Source organism: Candidatus Saccharimonadales bacterium, assembly GCA_035457485.1.
Taxonomy (GTDB): domain Bacteria; phylum Patescibacteriota; class Saccharimonadia; order Saccharimonadales; family EFPC-124; genus DATIBO01.
The window spans coordinates 526,206-541,433 of sequence record DATIBO010000006.1 but is presented as its reverse complement, the minus strand read 5'-3'; the positions used below and the strand labels follow the sequence as shown (position 1 = coordinate 541,433).

Sequence of the window (15,228 nt, the reverse complement as noted above, 5' to 3'; positions counted from 1 at the left end):
AGTATACCTCGAGTAGTTAAGAATGTCGAATTAAATTAAATCATCATCTTTATGACGATAATCCTTGATTGCGGCCACTAGTCGCTCAAAGCCGAGTCTTTGCTCAGATTCTTGAGCTACGTCCTTAAGCGTAAACTCACCCTGATCGAGTTCATTTTGACCCACAAACAAAATATACGGTATGCCTTTTTTTATGGCCGTTTTGATCTGTTTATCTAATTTACGGCCAGTAATATCCAGCTCGACGTTCACACCTTCTTCGCGTAGAGCGGTCGCAAGATTGCGGGCTTGTTTTAAAACGTCGCCCAGGACTGCAATGTAAACTTCGGTTGCAGGCTGAAGTTTTGGCAACAAGTTGTGAGTTTGTAAAAAGTCTTGCATAGTTGTTGCGCCGGGTGCAAAGCCAACTGCTTGTATAGGTTCAACACCGAATAGACCGACCAGCCCATCAAATCTTCCTCCGCCAAATAGGGAGCGTGCGTTTTCTGGATTCGTGTCGAATACTTCAAAAACAATGTCGCTGTAGTAATCTAGGCCGCGCATTAAACCAATATCAAAAATTGCACTGTTTACTCCGTGCTCACGCAACAACGTGAATAAGGTCTGAACCTCTTGAATTGCGCTAGAATCTAGCACCTCGCGCGGCAATTCAGCCATACTCTTTGCGCCCAAAAGCTTCGCAATTTTACGCAAGCCGTCGCGGCGTTTTTCGTCATCAAAAATCGACTCGGCTTGTTGTCGAAACTCTTCGGGTGTCATTTTATCTTTACGATCAAACAGTTTTACCATTAACTGTGATTGCACGATATCTAGCTCTAAGTACTCGCTCATCATAAAATTAACAAGCTTGCGGCTATTGATTTTGATCCGGTACATATTATCCGTGGCACCAAAAGCTTTCATCAAGTCATCTGCCATTCCAATAATCTCTACTTCGGCGTCGAGCGTAGAAACACCAAATATGTCAACGTTCATTTGCCAAAATTCGCGTTCGCGACCACGTTGCGGTCGCTCGTAGCGCATAAAGTTAGCAATAGAAAACCAACGAGCAGGATAAGCAAGTTCTTGCCGACGACCCGCAATTAAGCGGCAAACACTCGGGGTCATCTCGGGTCTAATACTAACGTTGCGTCCACCACGATCTACAAACTGATAGGTTTGATCATTTACGATTTCCTGGCCAGTTTTTGCGGCGTAAATGTCTATTGGCTCCAAAATTGGCGTGCCGTATTCTTCGTAACCGTAGCGCTGTGCAACCTTGCGCCAGATGTTAAAAATGTAATTCTGGACGCGTTTTTCCTCTGGGTAGTAATCGCGCGCACCTTTATATGGTTGGGTTGAAAGATTCATAAAAAAGTCCTTAAGTAATTATTGTAGCAATAAAAAACGCCGGAAGCGATCCGGCGTTCGTAATATACAAAACTAACGGATGCGTTCCGGCAAGATATGTAAATGATGAATTTGATTGATAATCACGTGTTAAAGTTATCACATTTTAGTCACGATTACTACCGTTTTTGTTTAAGTAATTCGTGTACCAGCTGTAATCCCGGCCCAAAAACTTAGCAATAAGTTCGGTGGCTAGCTCAGCGGTCTTATGCTTCTCATCGTTAAGTGGATTGTATTCAACCACATCTATCCCTACCACTTTACAGGTTTTACCCACATACTCTGCGACCGCAACAACTTCGCGATACGTTAATCCCTTGGGGTTAGGCATTCCAGCACCTGGCGCATAGATGCTGTCAATCGCATCTAGATCTAGACTGATCCACACATTTGGAACTCGCTCAGCAAGCTCATTGACCATTGCAAAAAGCGGATCTAGACCGTGCCGCAAAAGATCTTGCATAGTAAACGCAGCGATGTTTTGAGTTTTTATAAGTTCAACTTCGGCGTCGTCGAGATCGCAGCCACCTATGTGTAGCAAGTTTTTTATACTCAGTTTAGTTTGATCTCCAAAGACCTGTTTTAAGTCATCTGAACCAAACCCCATCAACGAAGCTAGATGCATACCATGAATATTTCCGCTCATTGTAGTATCGCGAGTATTCATATCGCCATGAGCATCAAGATAAATTTGGCCGATCTCGCCTTTACATGCCACCGAAGCACCACTAAAAGTACCGAGGTTTATAGAATGATCGCCACCGAGAACGACAACTTTATTACCTAGCTGTATTTGATCATGAACCAGTTTTGCAAGACGCTCGTTAACTTCAATAATCTGCTTAGAGTAGCGCTGCTTCTTGTCGTCAACTTTTAGATTCTTACGGTCAGGACACTCTAAATTGCCAAGGTCGGCAACTTTAAAGCCCGCAGAACTTAACTTTGTGCCAATATAGTTTGCGCGGTACGCATCTGGGCCAAAACTAACGCCCAAGTTTTCGGCACCCAGATCTAAAGGTACGCCGATAAGTGTAAGATCCTGTAAATCTTTTAACATTTATATAAGTGTAGCAAAAGTTGCATATGTTACCTATCGAGGAGCGGATGACTCAGCAACATATATCGCCCAGGCTGCGAGTGTATTCTTTTGAACAATCTCACCACTGGCAATCTTTTTCCAAATCTCAGCTTCAGTTAAGTAGACAGTTTCAATACCGTGCTCTGTGCTCTCCAGGTTAGCAGTTCCAGTGTCTTCAATGTTTTCGGCCAGCATAACATGACTCGAAGCGGTACTCCTCCGATGATCATGAAGATTCGTGCCAATCTCACGAACCTTTGCTGCGCGTAGTCCCGTCTCCTCTTTTAATTCGCGGGATGCAGCCTGCTCCGAAGATTCGCCCTCGTCTATCCAACCCTCACTAAATTGCAACAATCTCGCATCGTTAGGGTACGAATAGTCACGAATCATAGCAAACTTACCTTTATGTCGAGCTATAGTTGTTACGTAGTCTTTTCTGTTAACTTCAAGCAGATAGTCGATCTCCGTACCATCTGGCAGTTTGACAGTATGCTCTACCAAGTGCATCCGCGGATGATTCAACACAACGTGTTCATCAATCTTAATCCAACTCATAGCAATCCTTAACTACTTAGTTCAGATATTCACGCCGGCTACTATATACCTACTAACTTAGTCATACAATATTATAACAGTACTACTCGTTCTAAAATCAAACTCTAATTCATAGCGCACCACAGGCGGCGTTGAGATAACTTTTGCAGGCGGCGAGAAAGATTAATACTTATCCCGAAATGATTTCATGGATTGTGGCCGGGGCACCTTTTACTGCGCCCCGGCCTCTTGACGACGATGTGAAGTTGTTCAGTTCAGAAAGATCACGCCGATGCCCAGTCCGTGCAGCGACGTGGCCATGTCTGGACCGCCGTCACGGCGATAGCTGTGGAGCGTCGGATCTTCGATGCAGCTCCGCCAGTCGCACAGGATGTTCGACAACGGAACTCCAGCTCTTGTCAGGTCGTGGACGACCAGAGCATTGAGCCGCAAGACCTTCGTGCCGGGCTTGGTTCCATGCGGCGCCATGAGTGCCTCGAAGTCGGCGACGCGGCCCTGCGCTTCAAGCAGCAGGCGCGAGGCGTCGTCGATGGCGAACTCGTAGACGTTATCGCCGGCGCCGGCCGATACGAACGCTCGGATGTTCATCGGGTTGGAACCCAGCCACTCGAACTGTCGTACGGCCGTGGTCACAATGTGCTGTGCCACCGGCTTCCACCCACAGTGAATGGCGCCGATAATCCCGAGAACCGAGTCATACAGGTAGAGCATTGGGCAGTCAGCACCCTGGGCGCCCAGGTAGAGACCGTGAGCCATCGTGATCAGTCCATCGCACGAATGCTCGAAACCCGGCTTGTCGGCCTTCGGCAAATTGGGGTTGAGGCCGCTCACCGGGTCCGGAACCAGGTCGTCATTACTCACGACCATGACTCGACCAAGATGCGGCCACCTGCGGGGCATGACCAGCCGGTTCACGTCGAAACCAACGCGACCAGCGAAGTCGGCGATGTTGCGGGCCGCGTGGTGCGCGTCGGGTCCGGTACGTCGCATGCTGTAGGCAGCGGGCTCGGACTCGTCACGACGCGACACCGCAACGACAACATCGTCGCCCAGCGCAATGCGCTGAATTTTACGGTCGAACACGTAACCAGCTCCTAAAAACTAAAAGGGTCAACTTTCGTCTGGATCCAAATTATACCATATAAAACAGGTTTGGTCGATGTAAGGCAATTCAAGCGAGAAAGCCACAGTTACTAACTAAAAAGACGCCGATGAACCGGTCGTCTTTAACTGTAATAATTCCATGGTGCGCGAGAAAGGACTTGAACCTTCACGCCTTACGGCACTGGTTCCTAAGACCAGCGTGTCTACCATTCCACCACTCGCGCATTAACGGTTATTGTAACATATTATTTTACGAATTTGTAGAGCAAAAATCAGCTATTATCAAACCAAAAAGAGCGCCTAATCAGACGCTCTTTTACGGTAAAAAGCTAGTGCCGCGTCTCCGTATAATCTCGTGTCCACCACAACAACTCCATTAACGGTCGGCTCATCACCCTTACCTGGGTATGATAGTACCATAAGCCCGTTAGGTTTTAAATGCTTAACTAACATACTAACTGTGGATAACTGCATGTCATGGTAGGGTGGATCAATCAACAACAGATCAAACTGGTCGTTATTTCGCTCGCTCCACATCCGCGAATTCGCCTTGACTAAGCGTGCTTTTTGCTCTAAACCCAAAGATTTGATATTGCCCTCAATTATTCGCTGAGCACGTTTATCGTTGTCTAAAAGTACAGCACTGGCCGCACCTCGGCTTACAGACTCGAAACTAAGCGCTCCGCTACCGGCAAATGGGTCCAACACTGTTTTGCCTCTTAAATCGCCCAAAATATTAAAAAGCGCGCCGCGCATACGCTCGCTCATCGGATGAGTCGTTTGGCTGTCAGGTGATTCAAAAAATCGACCACCAAGCTCACCGGCAACTATGCGCATCCTCATTGCTTTGAATTCTCGAGCGCTTCGTACCAAGCAAGCGCCACGACTTTTATGATCGAAGGCACTAAAACATCGCGCACCTCGTTCGCCAAGCGATTAGTCCAGCCCTTTGCGACAAAGCGATGATACATATCTAACTTGTGAATATCTGCGGCGCTTTCTTTAAAAACGTTCACAATCCCCATTCGCTTAAGTTTACGAATGTCGGCTTTATTAGGGTAACCAGCCTTTAATCGCATTGGAGCAATAGCAGTTGCAATCCCAAGCTCAAACAACAAGTGCGAGGTCATTACCCCTTTCGCACCCCAAAACTCCCAGTTTTTGGCCAGCATCTTTAAATGGCTGTCCCCGGGACCCCTTATAATAAGCTTATCTTTCACGGAGGTTCTGGTCTCAATTCCCTCGCCGCCGCGAAGTTCTACTAGCTTATCTTCAAACGGATAGTGATGAGCTGGGGTCAAACCGTCAACAATAGCGTGCGCCAACCACGCCGCCTCAAACGAAGCACGCTCAACACTATTCTTGCGCAAAGCAGCTGTAAGATTTTTACAATGCCGCTCAATCATCTGGGGCAATAAATCGTCGCCCGAATCCTCTGGGTTATAAAAATGCCAAGGCTCATCTTGAGCCGGCGATTTACGCTTAATACCATCTGGGCCGTTTTTGCCTTCAAAATGTAAAATCTGCTTGATCTTAGGAAAATTGTTTCCTGGATCAATCGCATCAACGGCTCGTCGCGCAACGCGATCAATTTTTTGATGCGCGCCAATCAGTCGCCCGGATTTGTTTCGTAAAGTTGTGCCTGCGTACATTAGTTTAAACTCGTCAGCCTACGGTAATGATTAACCTTGTCGGCTAGTTCTTTATATTTTACCAGACTCAGCTTACTTTGAATAAGCCAAGCCGCAGCTAGACGAACTTGTTTTATTAATCTTGTGTCGGCAAGGTTCACAAAACTCATATCTAGTTTGCCACTTTGCGCTCGACCGTAAACTTCACCTGGCCCACGTAGCTTTAAGTCGACTTCGGCTAAGTAAAACCCGTCATTAGATTTTTCAAGTTCACGTAACCGCTGACTCACATTGTCACCAGATGGAATTAAATAACAATAGCTCTGCTCGCTTCCGCGGCCAACACGTCCACGCAACTGATGCAACTGCGCCAGTCCAAATCTATCTGCGCCCTCAATCAGCATAACGGTCGCATTCGGCACGTCCACGCCGACTTCGATAACAGTGGTACTTATTAAGATATCAAGTTTGCCAGATTTAAACTGCCTCATAACGTGCTCTTTTTCGTCGGCCTTCATTTGCCCGTGCAAAAGTCCGACTTGGCGATGTTTGAATATGCTCTTATTAAGCCGTTCATATTCGGTCTGGACACTCTTTAGTTCGGCGTTTATTCCGTCCGTAATTAAAGGACAGACTACATAGGCTTGCCTGCCTTGCCTAATTTGCGCCTCGATTTTCTCGTAAACTGTATGGCGCGCTGCGGGTTTTACCACTTCGGTCTCGATCGGTTGACGCCCTTTTGGCATTTCATCTATAATCGACACCTCCAGATCGCCATAAACCGTTAACTGCAGGCTACGCGGAATCGGAGTGGCTGTCATACTCAAAAGATGTGGCATATGTTTGGATTTAGTTAAAAGCTCGGATCGCTGCCTCACCCCAAACCGATGCTGTTCGTCGATAATAACCAGGCCAAGTTTGTTAAACTCGGTATCGCCTTGAATCAGAGCATGAGTTCCCACGATAATATCGAGGTCACCCTTGCTGGCCTTTTTTTTGAGCTGCGACTTTTGCGCAGTTTTTGTTGAACCAACTAGCAACCCTACACGAACACCAAGCGGTTCAAGCAGATTAGCAATAGAGGTGGCGTGCTGAGTTGCTAAAATCTCAGTCGGTGCCATAAAAGCCGTTTGATAACCTTGCTCTGCCGCTAAATATGCAGCCATGGCGCCAACCACAGTTTTGCCAGATCCGACATCTCCCTGCACAAGACGATTCATCGGCGATCCACTCTCCATATCCTGAAAAATCTCCCAGGCAGCTTTTTTTTGAGCACCTGTCATCTTAAAAGGCAATGTCTTCACGAACGCATCGGCAATTGGTTTTTTAAAATCAATCCTCCAGCCCGTTAAGCCAGCTTGATCATTTTTATTAATTAAACTAGCCGTAATCAGCCAAATCAATTCTTCGAAAGCTGTTCGTCGTTTCGCGCGCTCAAGCTCCTCAGTATTTTGCGGAAAATGTAGATTTTTTAAGGTTTCGTTTACGCTGGCAAGCCTGAATTTTTTTACAAGAACCGGAGGTAGAGTCTCTGGTAAAGCGTCCATCAGAGGCAAAAGTTCTTTCATGACCTTACGCAGTTGCTGCGATTTTAAACCTTTTGACTCACGATAAATCGGTACAATTCGCGCTGTACTCACACCAAAACTATCGGCTTTTTCGGTAGCTGGATTACTTAAAACATATCTGTTGCGCTGAAAATCGTAGGCACCCGAAAAATAATATTCATCGCCTTTCGCAAGCTGAGTTGCACGATATGGTTGGTTAAACCAAACTGCGCGAACCTTACTTGTTTCATCGGCAATAATTGCTTCGGTTATGTGTAAACGACGTTTTATATAACGACCAACAACGGATTCAACCGTACCCTTTATAGTAACCTTGCCCGGCACTAGGTCATCTATTTTTGTGACCTGCGAAAAATCATCGTACTTGCGCGGGAAAAAGTAAATCAAATCTTTAACAGTTCTAATATGCAGAGCTTCAAAACGCTCAGCAAGTGCCGGACCAACGCCTTTGACCTCGGCTACCCTCGAACTCAACAACATACAAAAACTATAGCACTGTTTGACCGGATTTTACTTAATGCGAACAAAGCGTCGTTTACCCACCTGCAACAAATCACCCTCGGCAATTGTGATTTCATCTTGATCAACTTTTTGCTGGTTTAACTTAACGCCGCCTTGCGCCAACAACCGTTGAGCCTCCGACCTACTTTTGGCCAAATTCGCCTTTATTAAAAGTTCGGCTACGTTTATTCTGCCGGTCTCGACGCTAACAGTGGGCACATTCTCACCACCTTTAAATAGATCTTCGGTGGCTTTTTTAGCCTCGATCGCTGCAGCCTCTCCGTGGACTAATTTCGTGACTTCGTACGCCAAAGTCTTTTGAGCTAAACGGCCAGGTTTATCCGCCTTAAATTGCTCAATTACGTGCAAAATCTCATCTTTTGGTAAAAGGGTAAACACTTTTAAATAATCAAATACACCCTCGTCATCGGCGTTCAGCCAAAATTGGTAAAAGTCGAAGATGCTAGTTTTTTTAGGATCAAGCCACACTGCGCCACCCTCGGTCTTACCAAATTTTTTGCCAGTAGACTTGTTGATCACCAACGGGGTTGACCAAACGTGAGCTTCGGCGCCTTCGAGCTTACGAATTAGATCTACACCAGTGATACTATTGCCCCACTGGTCAGCGCCGCAAAGCTGCAAAGTTGCACCCTTTTTGCGAAACAGATGTAAAAAGTCATAACCCTGAATCAACGAATAACTAAACTCAGCATAACTTATACCCTTACCACCTTTACCAATTCGACTTTTAATAAACTCGCGATCGAGCAACTGAGTCATCGAAAAATGCTTGCCAATATCACGCAAAAAGTTTAAGTAGCCCAGATCCTTAAACCAGTCGTAATTATCTACTAGATCAAACTCTTTATCATTAAAAATAGTTCTATACTGAGCGGAAATTCCGGCTTTATTTTTTGCTACTTCTTCGAGCGATTTCAGCTGACGCTCTTCATCTTTGCCATCAGGATCCCCGATCATCCCAGTTGCGCCACCAACAAGCAAAATCGCCTTATGTCCGTAATCAATAAAATGCCGTACCATCATAGCGGCTGCCAAATTACCAACCTGCATACTATCCGCGCTTGGATCAACGCCAAAGTAAAATGTAAATTTTTGTTTGTTTAAAACAGATGGATCTTTAAAGGTAGTCTGGTTTATAAAACCGCGCCACTTGAGTTCTTCTAACAGGGTCATTTTTAAGTCTCTCCAAATAAATTTAAGTTGCAAAAAACATCTACCTTCTATAGAGGTAGTCAGTATGTTTGTGCGCAATATTCTTATCTGTTGGCATCTGTTAACCATTATATTGTATGGGCTCTGATTATGCTATAATGGATATGATTTCCCAGGTATTTTTAGGGAGTTTAAGAGAGAAAAAATGAGCAAGAAACCTAATCGTAAAGCCAGTGCTTTAAATGTTTACAGTAATTTAGTTGCGCGACACAAGAACAAGCGTGACGCGCGTTCTAGGCGAAAAGCCGAATATTTGGCGTCGCTTCCAAAAAACCCAGTTAAAAGGTTCCTATACAGACTACGACCTAAAGAGCTTGCTCGATTTTGGTTTAGTCGCGAAGGCTTAAAAACCTTTTTAAAGCTTTTAGCTGTTGGTGCTGTTATTTTGGCTATTTTTGTGGCTGCACTTTTTGCTTACTACCGTAAAGAGCTAGACACAATTCGCCCAGATGAAATTGCGAGTCGCGTGCAAAGTACGGTAACTAAATATTACGACCGCAACGACGTTTTGCTTTGGGAAGACAAGGGGGAAGGTAACTACAAAGTAGTAGTCGAAGGCAGTGAGATCGCTCAGGTAATGAAAGATGCCACTGTTTCTATTGAAGATAAAGATTTTTACAACCATCCGGGCGTAAGTTTTACGGGTATTGTTAGAGCCGGTATTAACAACTTGTTTGGCAGCGGCAATACGCAAGGCGCGTCTACGTTGACCCAACAGCTTATTAAGCAGATCTTTTTTCAGGAAGAATCAGAGCAGAACCGTTTGAGTATCTCGCGAAAGATTAAAGAAGCAATCTTAGCCCTTGAAGTTGAGCGAATGTACAACAAAGACCAGATCTTGACTCTCTATCTAAACGAGGTTCCCTACGGTGGACGTCGTAACGGCGTAGAGTCCGCTGCCCAAACTTATTTTGGTAAAAGCGCCAAAGACTTAAACATTGCCGAGGCTGCTTTGCTTGCATCTATTCCGCAAAACCCAAGTTATTACGACCCGTACACCTTAACACCCGACGGTGCTAGCGATTTGATAGAACGCCAGCAGTACGTAATCGATCAAATGGTTGAGCAAGGATACATTACTCAGGATCAAGCAACCGAAGCCAAAGCTTTTGCAATCCTCGATACCGTTAAGCCAGAAATTGCTGCAACCGAAAATATTAAGGCTCCGCACTTTGTACTTGCAGCTCGCGAATCACTGGAAGCCGAGTTTGGCAAAAAATTAGTACGCGAAGGCGGGTTAACCGTAAAAACTACTTTGGATTACCGAATCCAACAGATCGCCGAACAAGCCGTAATAGATAACGAACAGTACATCCGCGGAAATGGTTCAGACAACACGGCCGTGACATCTGTTGATGTTCCTACTGGTCAGGTACTTTCTATGGTTGGAAGCTTGGGCTTTAACATTCCTGGCTATGGGCAAAAGAACGCCGCAACTTCTACACTAGAGCCAGGTTCGAGTATTAAACCATTTATTTACTCTAACTTGTTTAAGCAGCGAGAAGGCGTAAATTATGGCGCCGGATCACAATTACTTGATGAAAATATTGATCGCTACTACTGCTTAGGCACGCCCGCACCTTGTCACTTGGCCAACTTTGATAATGGCTACCAAGGTACGATGTCGGTGCGTAAAGCACTTGGCAACTCACGCAACCCCCCTGCGGTCGAAGCCATGATGATAACTGGACCAGATTCCGCAATCGAAACAGCACGTAGCGCAGGTGATAAGTCTTATTGTGAGGGAGCTGCAAGCTTTACTCTATCCTCGGCCATTGGTGGTGGATGTAGCGTATCCCCTGTTGAGCACGCCAACTCTTATGCGACGCTAGCTCGTCAGGGTGTGTACAAGCCAGTAGCTTACATCTTGGAGGTTAAAAACTCGCAAGGCCAAGTTATAAAACAGTGGAAAGACGAGTCAGAAAATGTCCTTGATCCACAAATAACCTACATAATCAGCGATATCTTGAGCGATCCAGGTGCCCGCAATCCAGCGCTTGGCAGCTTAAACACGCCGGGCCGCGGAGCCGTGATTAGTGGAGTAAAAACTGCTACTAAAACTGGCACAACCGACAATGCAAAAGACAGTTGGATGATGAGCTACTCTCCAAGAATGGCAGCTGGAGTTTGGGTTGGTCGACACGACGGGTCCTGGAACGGACTAGTCGCGTCCAACCAAGGAACCGGTCGTGTGATTAACGATTTAATGAGCCGTGCTCATAAGGAAGTTTTTGCAGCCGATGGAACATGGAAAGAGGGTGACTGGTTTACTCGACCAAGTGGCGTGCAAAATGTGAATGTCAATGGAACTAACGACCTATTCCCTTCTTGGTACAGTAAGCCAAAGAACGCCGACGGTGAAAAAGTAATGTTTGATACAGTAAGCAAAAAGAAGGCCACAAACTGTACTCCTGAACGAGCTAAGTACGAGATTACCGTAACAACCTTTGACAACCCACTTACTGGAAAATCGGAAAAGCGTGCACCCGACGGATACGATCCAAATGCTGATGATGACGTTCATAAATGTGATGACGTAAAACCTTCGGTAACAATAACCACTGATCCTGTGGGAAATCCTGCAGATAAAAAATTCAAGATCACGGCCACAATAACTCAAGGTACTCACCCGCTAAGCTTTTACGAGGTTAAAGTAGACGATCAGCTAATCAACAGCCAGTCTATCAGCGCTCCGGGCAGCTACTCGACTGAACACACTTTCACATCATCAGGTAGCAAGTCTATTACGGTAACAGTGTATGACACCGCCAAGTACGACGGTTCGTCAACCAAGTCTCTGAATGTTGCGACGACGACCAGCGGTAGCACGCCAACCCTGCCGCTAGGTCGCAGACGCGGGTAGGTAGTCCACCCGTTAAAAATAAAACACTCGGCTTTTACCGAGTGTTTTTGTGTGGTTAGTCCTGGCGATCGATAGCCGCAAGTAGACTATCTTCCGGCGACGGACGTCGTTTATTGCCTTGCTTATTGCTCTGCTGACTATGCGAATGCCAGCTTTGATTCGACTGCGGATGCTTATTAACTGGCTTTTGACGGTTACTTTGTGGCTGATTACGTTTAAAATCACGCTGTTCGTGCTTTACGTGACCATCGACACGTTCCCCATCTTGCTTAATAGCAAACATCATTTTACCAGCTTGTGTTTGCAAAATTCGGCTAAACTGCACACGCACTTTTTGACCGACCATTTTACCTGCGTTCTCTACTACAACCATCGTACCGTCATCTAAATATCCAACGCCTTGGGTTTTATCTTGTCCGAGCTGAGTAATTTTGAGTTCAACCTGCTCACCCGGTAGGCGAGGCGGTCTAAGAGCTTGAGCTAACTCATTAACATTTAGTACAGTAATCCCCTCTATCTGGGCAACTTTATTTAAGTTGTAATCGGTAGTATAAAGCAGCGCGCCATGTTCTTTAGCGAGCGCAATAAGCTTATCGTCGACTTCTTTAATGTTTTTAAATTTTTCGCGCGCAACTACAACTTCTACTCGTCGCAGATCCTGTAGTTCGCGAATTACATCAAGGCCAAAACGCGCTCGCTCACGTTTTTGGCTGTCGCCAGTATCTGCTAAATGTTGAAGCTCGGCTACCACGAACTGTGGCACTACAATTGTTTGTGGTGCAAAACCAGCCTTAGCAATAGCGATAATTCGGCCATCTATAATTCCCGATGTGTCTAAAATAAGCGACACGTTCTTTTGCTTGTCACGTTTTTTAAATGAAATCATAAGTTTAGTTTACTACTTTCTTTTTAGATGTGCATTCAAAGCATCGCGCATTGAACCCACAGGACTAATAAATTTATTCTGTTTACCCCTTGGAGCAATTGCAGTTTTAAAACCAAGTTTTTTAGCTTCGGCGATTCGCTTTTCGGCCTGCGGAGCACTACGTACTTCACCGCTTAAGCCTACTTCACCAAAAACAACAGTATCGTCGCTTAGTGCCATTTCTTTGGCGGCGGATGCAATCGCCATACAAACAGCAAGGTCAGCGGCAGGATCCTGGAGTTTTATTCCACCAACAACATTTATATAAATGTCGCAATCCGATAATTGCAATTTTGTGCGTCTCTCCAGCACAGCAACCAACAAGCTAAGTCTATTAACATCAAAGCCCGAGGCCGCACGCTTAGGATACCCGAAATTTGTCTTATTTACAAGAGCTTGAATCTCGACCAACAGGGGTCGGTTGCCTTCAAGCGTCGCCAAAACGACCGAGCCATCACTATTTACACGCTCTGCCAAGAGCGCGGCGGACGGGTTGGCGACTGGGACTAGACCACTGTCATCCATTTCAAATATCGCCGCCTCGTTTGTGGAGCCGTAACGATTTTTGATCGCGCGTAGTACCTTAAAACCTCCATATCTATCACCTTCTAGATTCAAGACCACGTCTACCATGTGCTCTAGAACTTTTGGCCCTGCAATACTCCCCTCTTTTGTAACATGCCCGACCAAAATAAGCGCGGTATTGCTGGCCTTGGCGGCCTGAGTCAACAAGTTAGACGAATTGGTTATTTGACCAACGCTTCCGGGGGCCGAACTTAAACTTTGCATGGCCAAAGTCTGGATGGAGTCAACAATAACAACCCGGTAACTGCCTTGTTTGATTGTCGCAGCTATGTCATCGGCCGAAGTAGACGACGCCAAATGCAAATTCTCGTGCTCGGCGCCTAGCCTTGTGGCGCGAACCTTAACTTGGCCAGTAGATTCCTCGCCGCTTATATACAAAATTTTGCGGTCAAGCGAAACCTTATGTGCCAACTGCATTAATAGCGTAGACTTACCTATACCCGGCTGCCCGGCAATCAGCATAACACTTGCAGGCACAATTCCACCGCCCAGAACTGAGTCCACATCTGGAATCCCAGACGTAATTCGACCAGCCTGATCGCTAGCCTCAACCTTTGTAATGCTACTTGGTTGCAGGGCCTTTCCATGACTACTGGCAACCGCACTTGCACCCGTTGGTTCGACTGGCTGCTCAACTAAACTATTCCACGCTCCACAGCTATCGCAACGCCCCGCCCATTTTGTCCTTATGGCGGAGCATTGCTGGCAGACGTACTGACTTGTGGGTTTTTTCGGCATTAAATTTATTGTATCAAAATTTGGCAATGTGTTTAACTTATTATATAATTTGCAAGCACCCAAGCGAAAGTGAGGTGGACCCAATGGTTTGGGTCTTAGTAGCACTGCTACTTGTTGCCGTGTTCGTTGCGGCAATGTTCGCGCTCAGCAAGAGGAACAAGACGATCGCTCAGACCAGGGCAGCTTCACAGGCTGAGACGGCTGAGCGACTGGCCGAGTTCCTGCGGCTGATCGGGCGAGCTGAGTCGGACGACCGGGGCGCGATGAGCGACCTGTTCGACAACCCGTCGGCGTGGTACGGCATTGCGCATGTGGCCAAGCCGACCGATCTCTCGAAGTACTACACGCTCCAGGATCACTACAAGGCCATGCAGAAGGCCGATGAGGTGATGCAGCAGTTCGGCGATCTCCTGGCGCAATGGCAGGCCAACCCGGGAACGGCGAAGGAATCCCTCGCCAGCGTTCTGAAGCTGATCGAACTGGCGAGGCGGACGGGCTGGACCTACACTGGCCTCAGCGAGGCTACCGTGATCCTGCTCGAGTGCTACCAGCTGCCGCACGACTGGCTCGATACCACCCTCAACCTGGCCCTCAAGTTCCGGTACGACGAGTTGCTCGAAGGCATCAACGAGGCTGACAGCGAGACCTTCCTCGAGCTGTTCAACCTGGTGCGAAACATCGAGCGCTACCTCGCCTACCGGCGGATGGGGATCGGTGGCAGAAATGTCGGGGAGTTCTTCCCGGCGCGCGTCACCGAACTGCCACGGCCCGAGGGATGGAACGACCTGGTCGCCCGGCACGTCAAGCACACCCAGCAGAGCGACTTCAACTGGGAGAGTCCGATCGAGTCCTACGCCGAAGCTCGACTGGCGGCCGTCCGCGCACTGAGCAGCAACTCGCTGACCGAAGTGGCGATGACACTCGCGCTGCTCAACAGTAACAACTGGCACCCGAGCCTGGCGGACAAGCTCGTCGCCAAGTTCCTGGAGATGCGAAACGCGCTGTGAGCTGACCGCCCACAAGGTGCACGGGGGCTGTAGCAGAGATGACGCTACAGC

General features: G+C 47.0%; 12 protein-coding genes and 1 tRNA gene. 2 read left to right on the top strand and 11 right to left on the bottom strand.

The window, feature by feature from the left end:
- Positions 1-30 precede the first annotated feature (30 nt).
- From hisS to tyrS, 9 genes are all read right to left on the bottom strand, one after another.
- The gene (gene hisS / locus VLA77_03110; protein HSE29547.1) at positions 31-1,350 is read right to left on the bottom strand and encodes a histidine--tRNA ligase; all 1,320 of its coding nucleotides are present in this window, start codon (positions 1,348-1,350) and stop codon (positions 31-33) included.
- A 145-nt stretch (positions 1,351-1,495) separates the two neighbouring features.
- Positions 1,496-2,446: an arginase gene (locus VLA77_03105; protein HSE29546.1), complete on the bottom strand. Its 951-nt coding sequence runs from the start codon at positions 2,444-2,446 to the stop codon at positions 1,496-1,498.
- A gap of 33 nt (positions 2,447-2,479) precedes the next feature.
- Complete coding sequence (locus tag VLA77_03100; GenBank protein HSE29545.1) at positions 2,480-3,022, bottom strand: NUDIX hydrolase; 543 nt, start codon at positions 3,020-3,022, stop codon at positions 2,480-2,482.
- A 249-nt stretch (positions 3,023-3,271) separates the two neighbouring features.
- Entirely contained in the window at positions 3,272-4,105 is an 834-nt protein-coding gene (locus VLA77_03095) for a polyphenol oxidase family protein (GenBank protein ID HSE29544.1), read from the bottom strand.
- Positions 4,106-4,266: 161 nt separating this feature from the next.
- Positions 4,267-4,350: transfer RNA gene (locus VLA77_03090), tRNA-Leu, on the bottom strand.
- Between the two features lie 76 nt (positions 4,351-4,426).
- Positions 4,427-4,969, bottom strand: coding sequence for an RsmD family RNA methyltransferase (locus VLA77_03085; protein ID HSE29543.1), 543 nt, complete (start codon positions 4,967-4,969; stop codon positions 4,427-4,429).
- A complete protein-coding gene (locus tag VLA77_03080) occupies positions 4,966-5,778 on the bottom strand; it encodes a hypothetical protein (GenBank protein ID HSE29542.1) in 813 nt (270 codons plus the stop codon). The genes VLA77_03085 and VLA77_03080 overlap by 4 nt, the downstream gene beginning before the upstream one ends.
- Positions 5,778-7,805 (bottom strand): ATP-dependent DNA helicase RecG, encoded by a 2,028-nt coding sequence (gene recG / locus VLA77_03075; protein ID HSE29541.1) that lies wholly within the window; start codon positions 7,803-7,805, stop codon positions 5,778-5,780. Before recG ends, VLA77_03080 begins: the two co-directional genes overlap by 1 nt.
- Positions 7,806-7,835: 30 nt before the next feature.
- On the bottom strand, positions 7,836-9,020 hold the full coding sequence (gene tyrS / locus VLA77_03070; GenBank protein ID HSE29540.1) for a tyrosine--tRNA ligase: 1,185 nt from the start codon (positions 9,018-9,020) through the stop codon (positions 7,836-7,838).
- A gap of 184 nt (positions 9,021-9,204) precedes the next feature.
- Here tyrS and VLA77_03065 point away from each other — a divergent pair, with 184 nt between their 5' ends.
- Positions 9,205-11,922 carry a transglycosylase domain-containing protein gene (locus tag VLA77_03065; protein ID HSE29539.1) on the top strand — a complete coding sequence of 906 codons (2,718 nt, stop codon included), beginning with the start codon at positions 9,205-9,207 and terminating at the stop codon, positions 11,920-11,922.
- A 55-nt stretch (positions 11,923-11,977) separates the two neighbouring features.
- On the opposite strand, the gene VLA77_03060 is transcribed toward VLA77_03065, so the two are convergent.
- Both VLA77_03060 and radA read right to left on the bottom strand, forming a co-directional pair.
- On the bottom strand, positions 11,978-12,808 hold the full coding sequence (locus VLA77_03060; GenBank protein ID HSE29538.1) for a TRAM domain-containing protein: 831 nt from the start codon (positions 12,806-12,808) through the stop codon (positions 11,978-11,980).
- Between the two features lie 12 nt (positions 12,809-12,820).
- Positions 12,821-14,170: a DNA repair protein RadA gene (radA, locus tag VLA77_03055; protein ID HSE29537.1), complete on the bottom strand. Its 1,350-nt coding sequence runs from the start codon at positions 14,168-14,170 to the stop codon at positions 12,821-12,823.
- A gap of 83 nt (positions 14,171-14,253) precedes the next feature.
- Between radA and VLA77_03050 the strand changes: the two genes are divergently transcribed.
- Positions 14,254-15,177, top strand: a complete 924-nt coding sequence (locus tag VLA77_03050) for a hypothetical protein (GenBank protein HSE29536.1) — start codon at positions 14,254-14,256, stop codon at positions 15,175-15,177.
- Positions 15,178-15,228 lie beyond the last annotated feature (51 nt).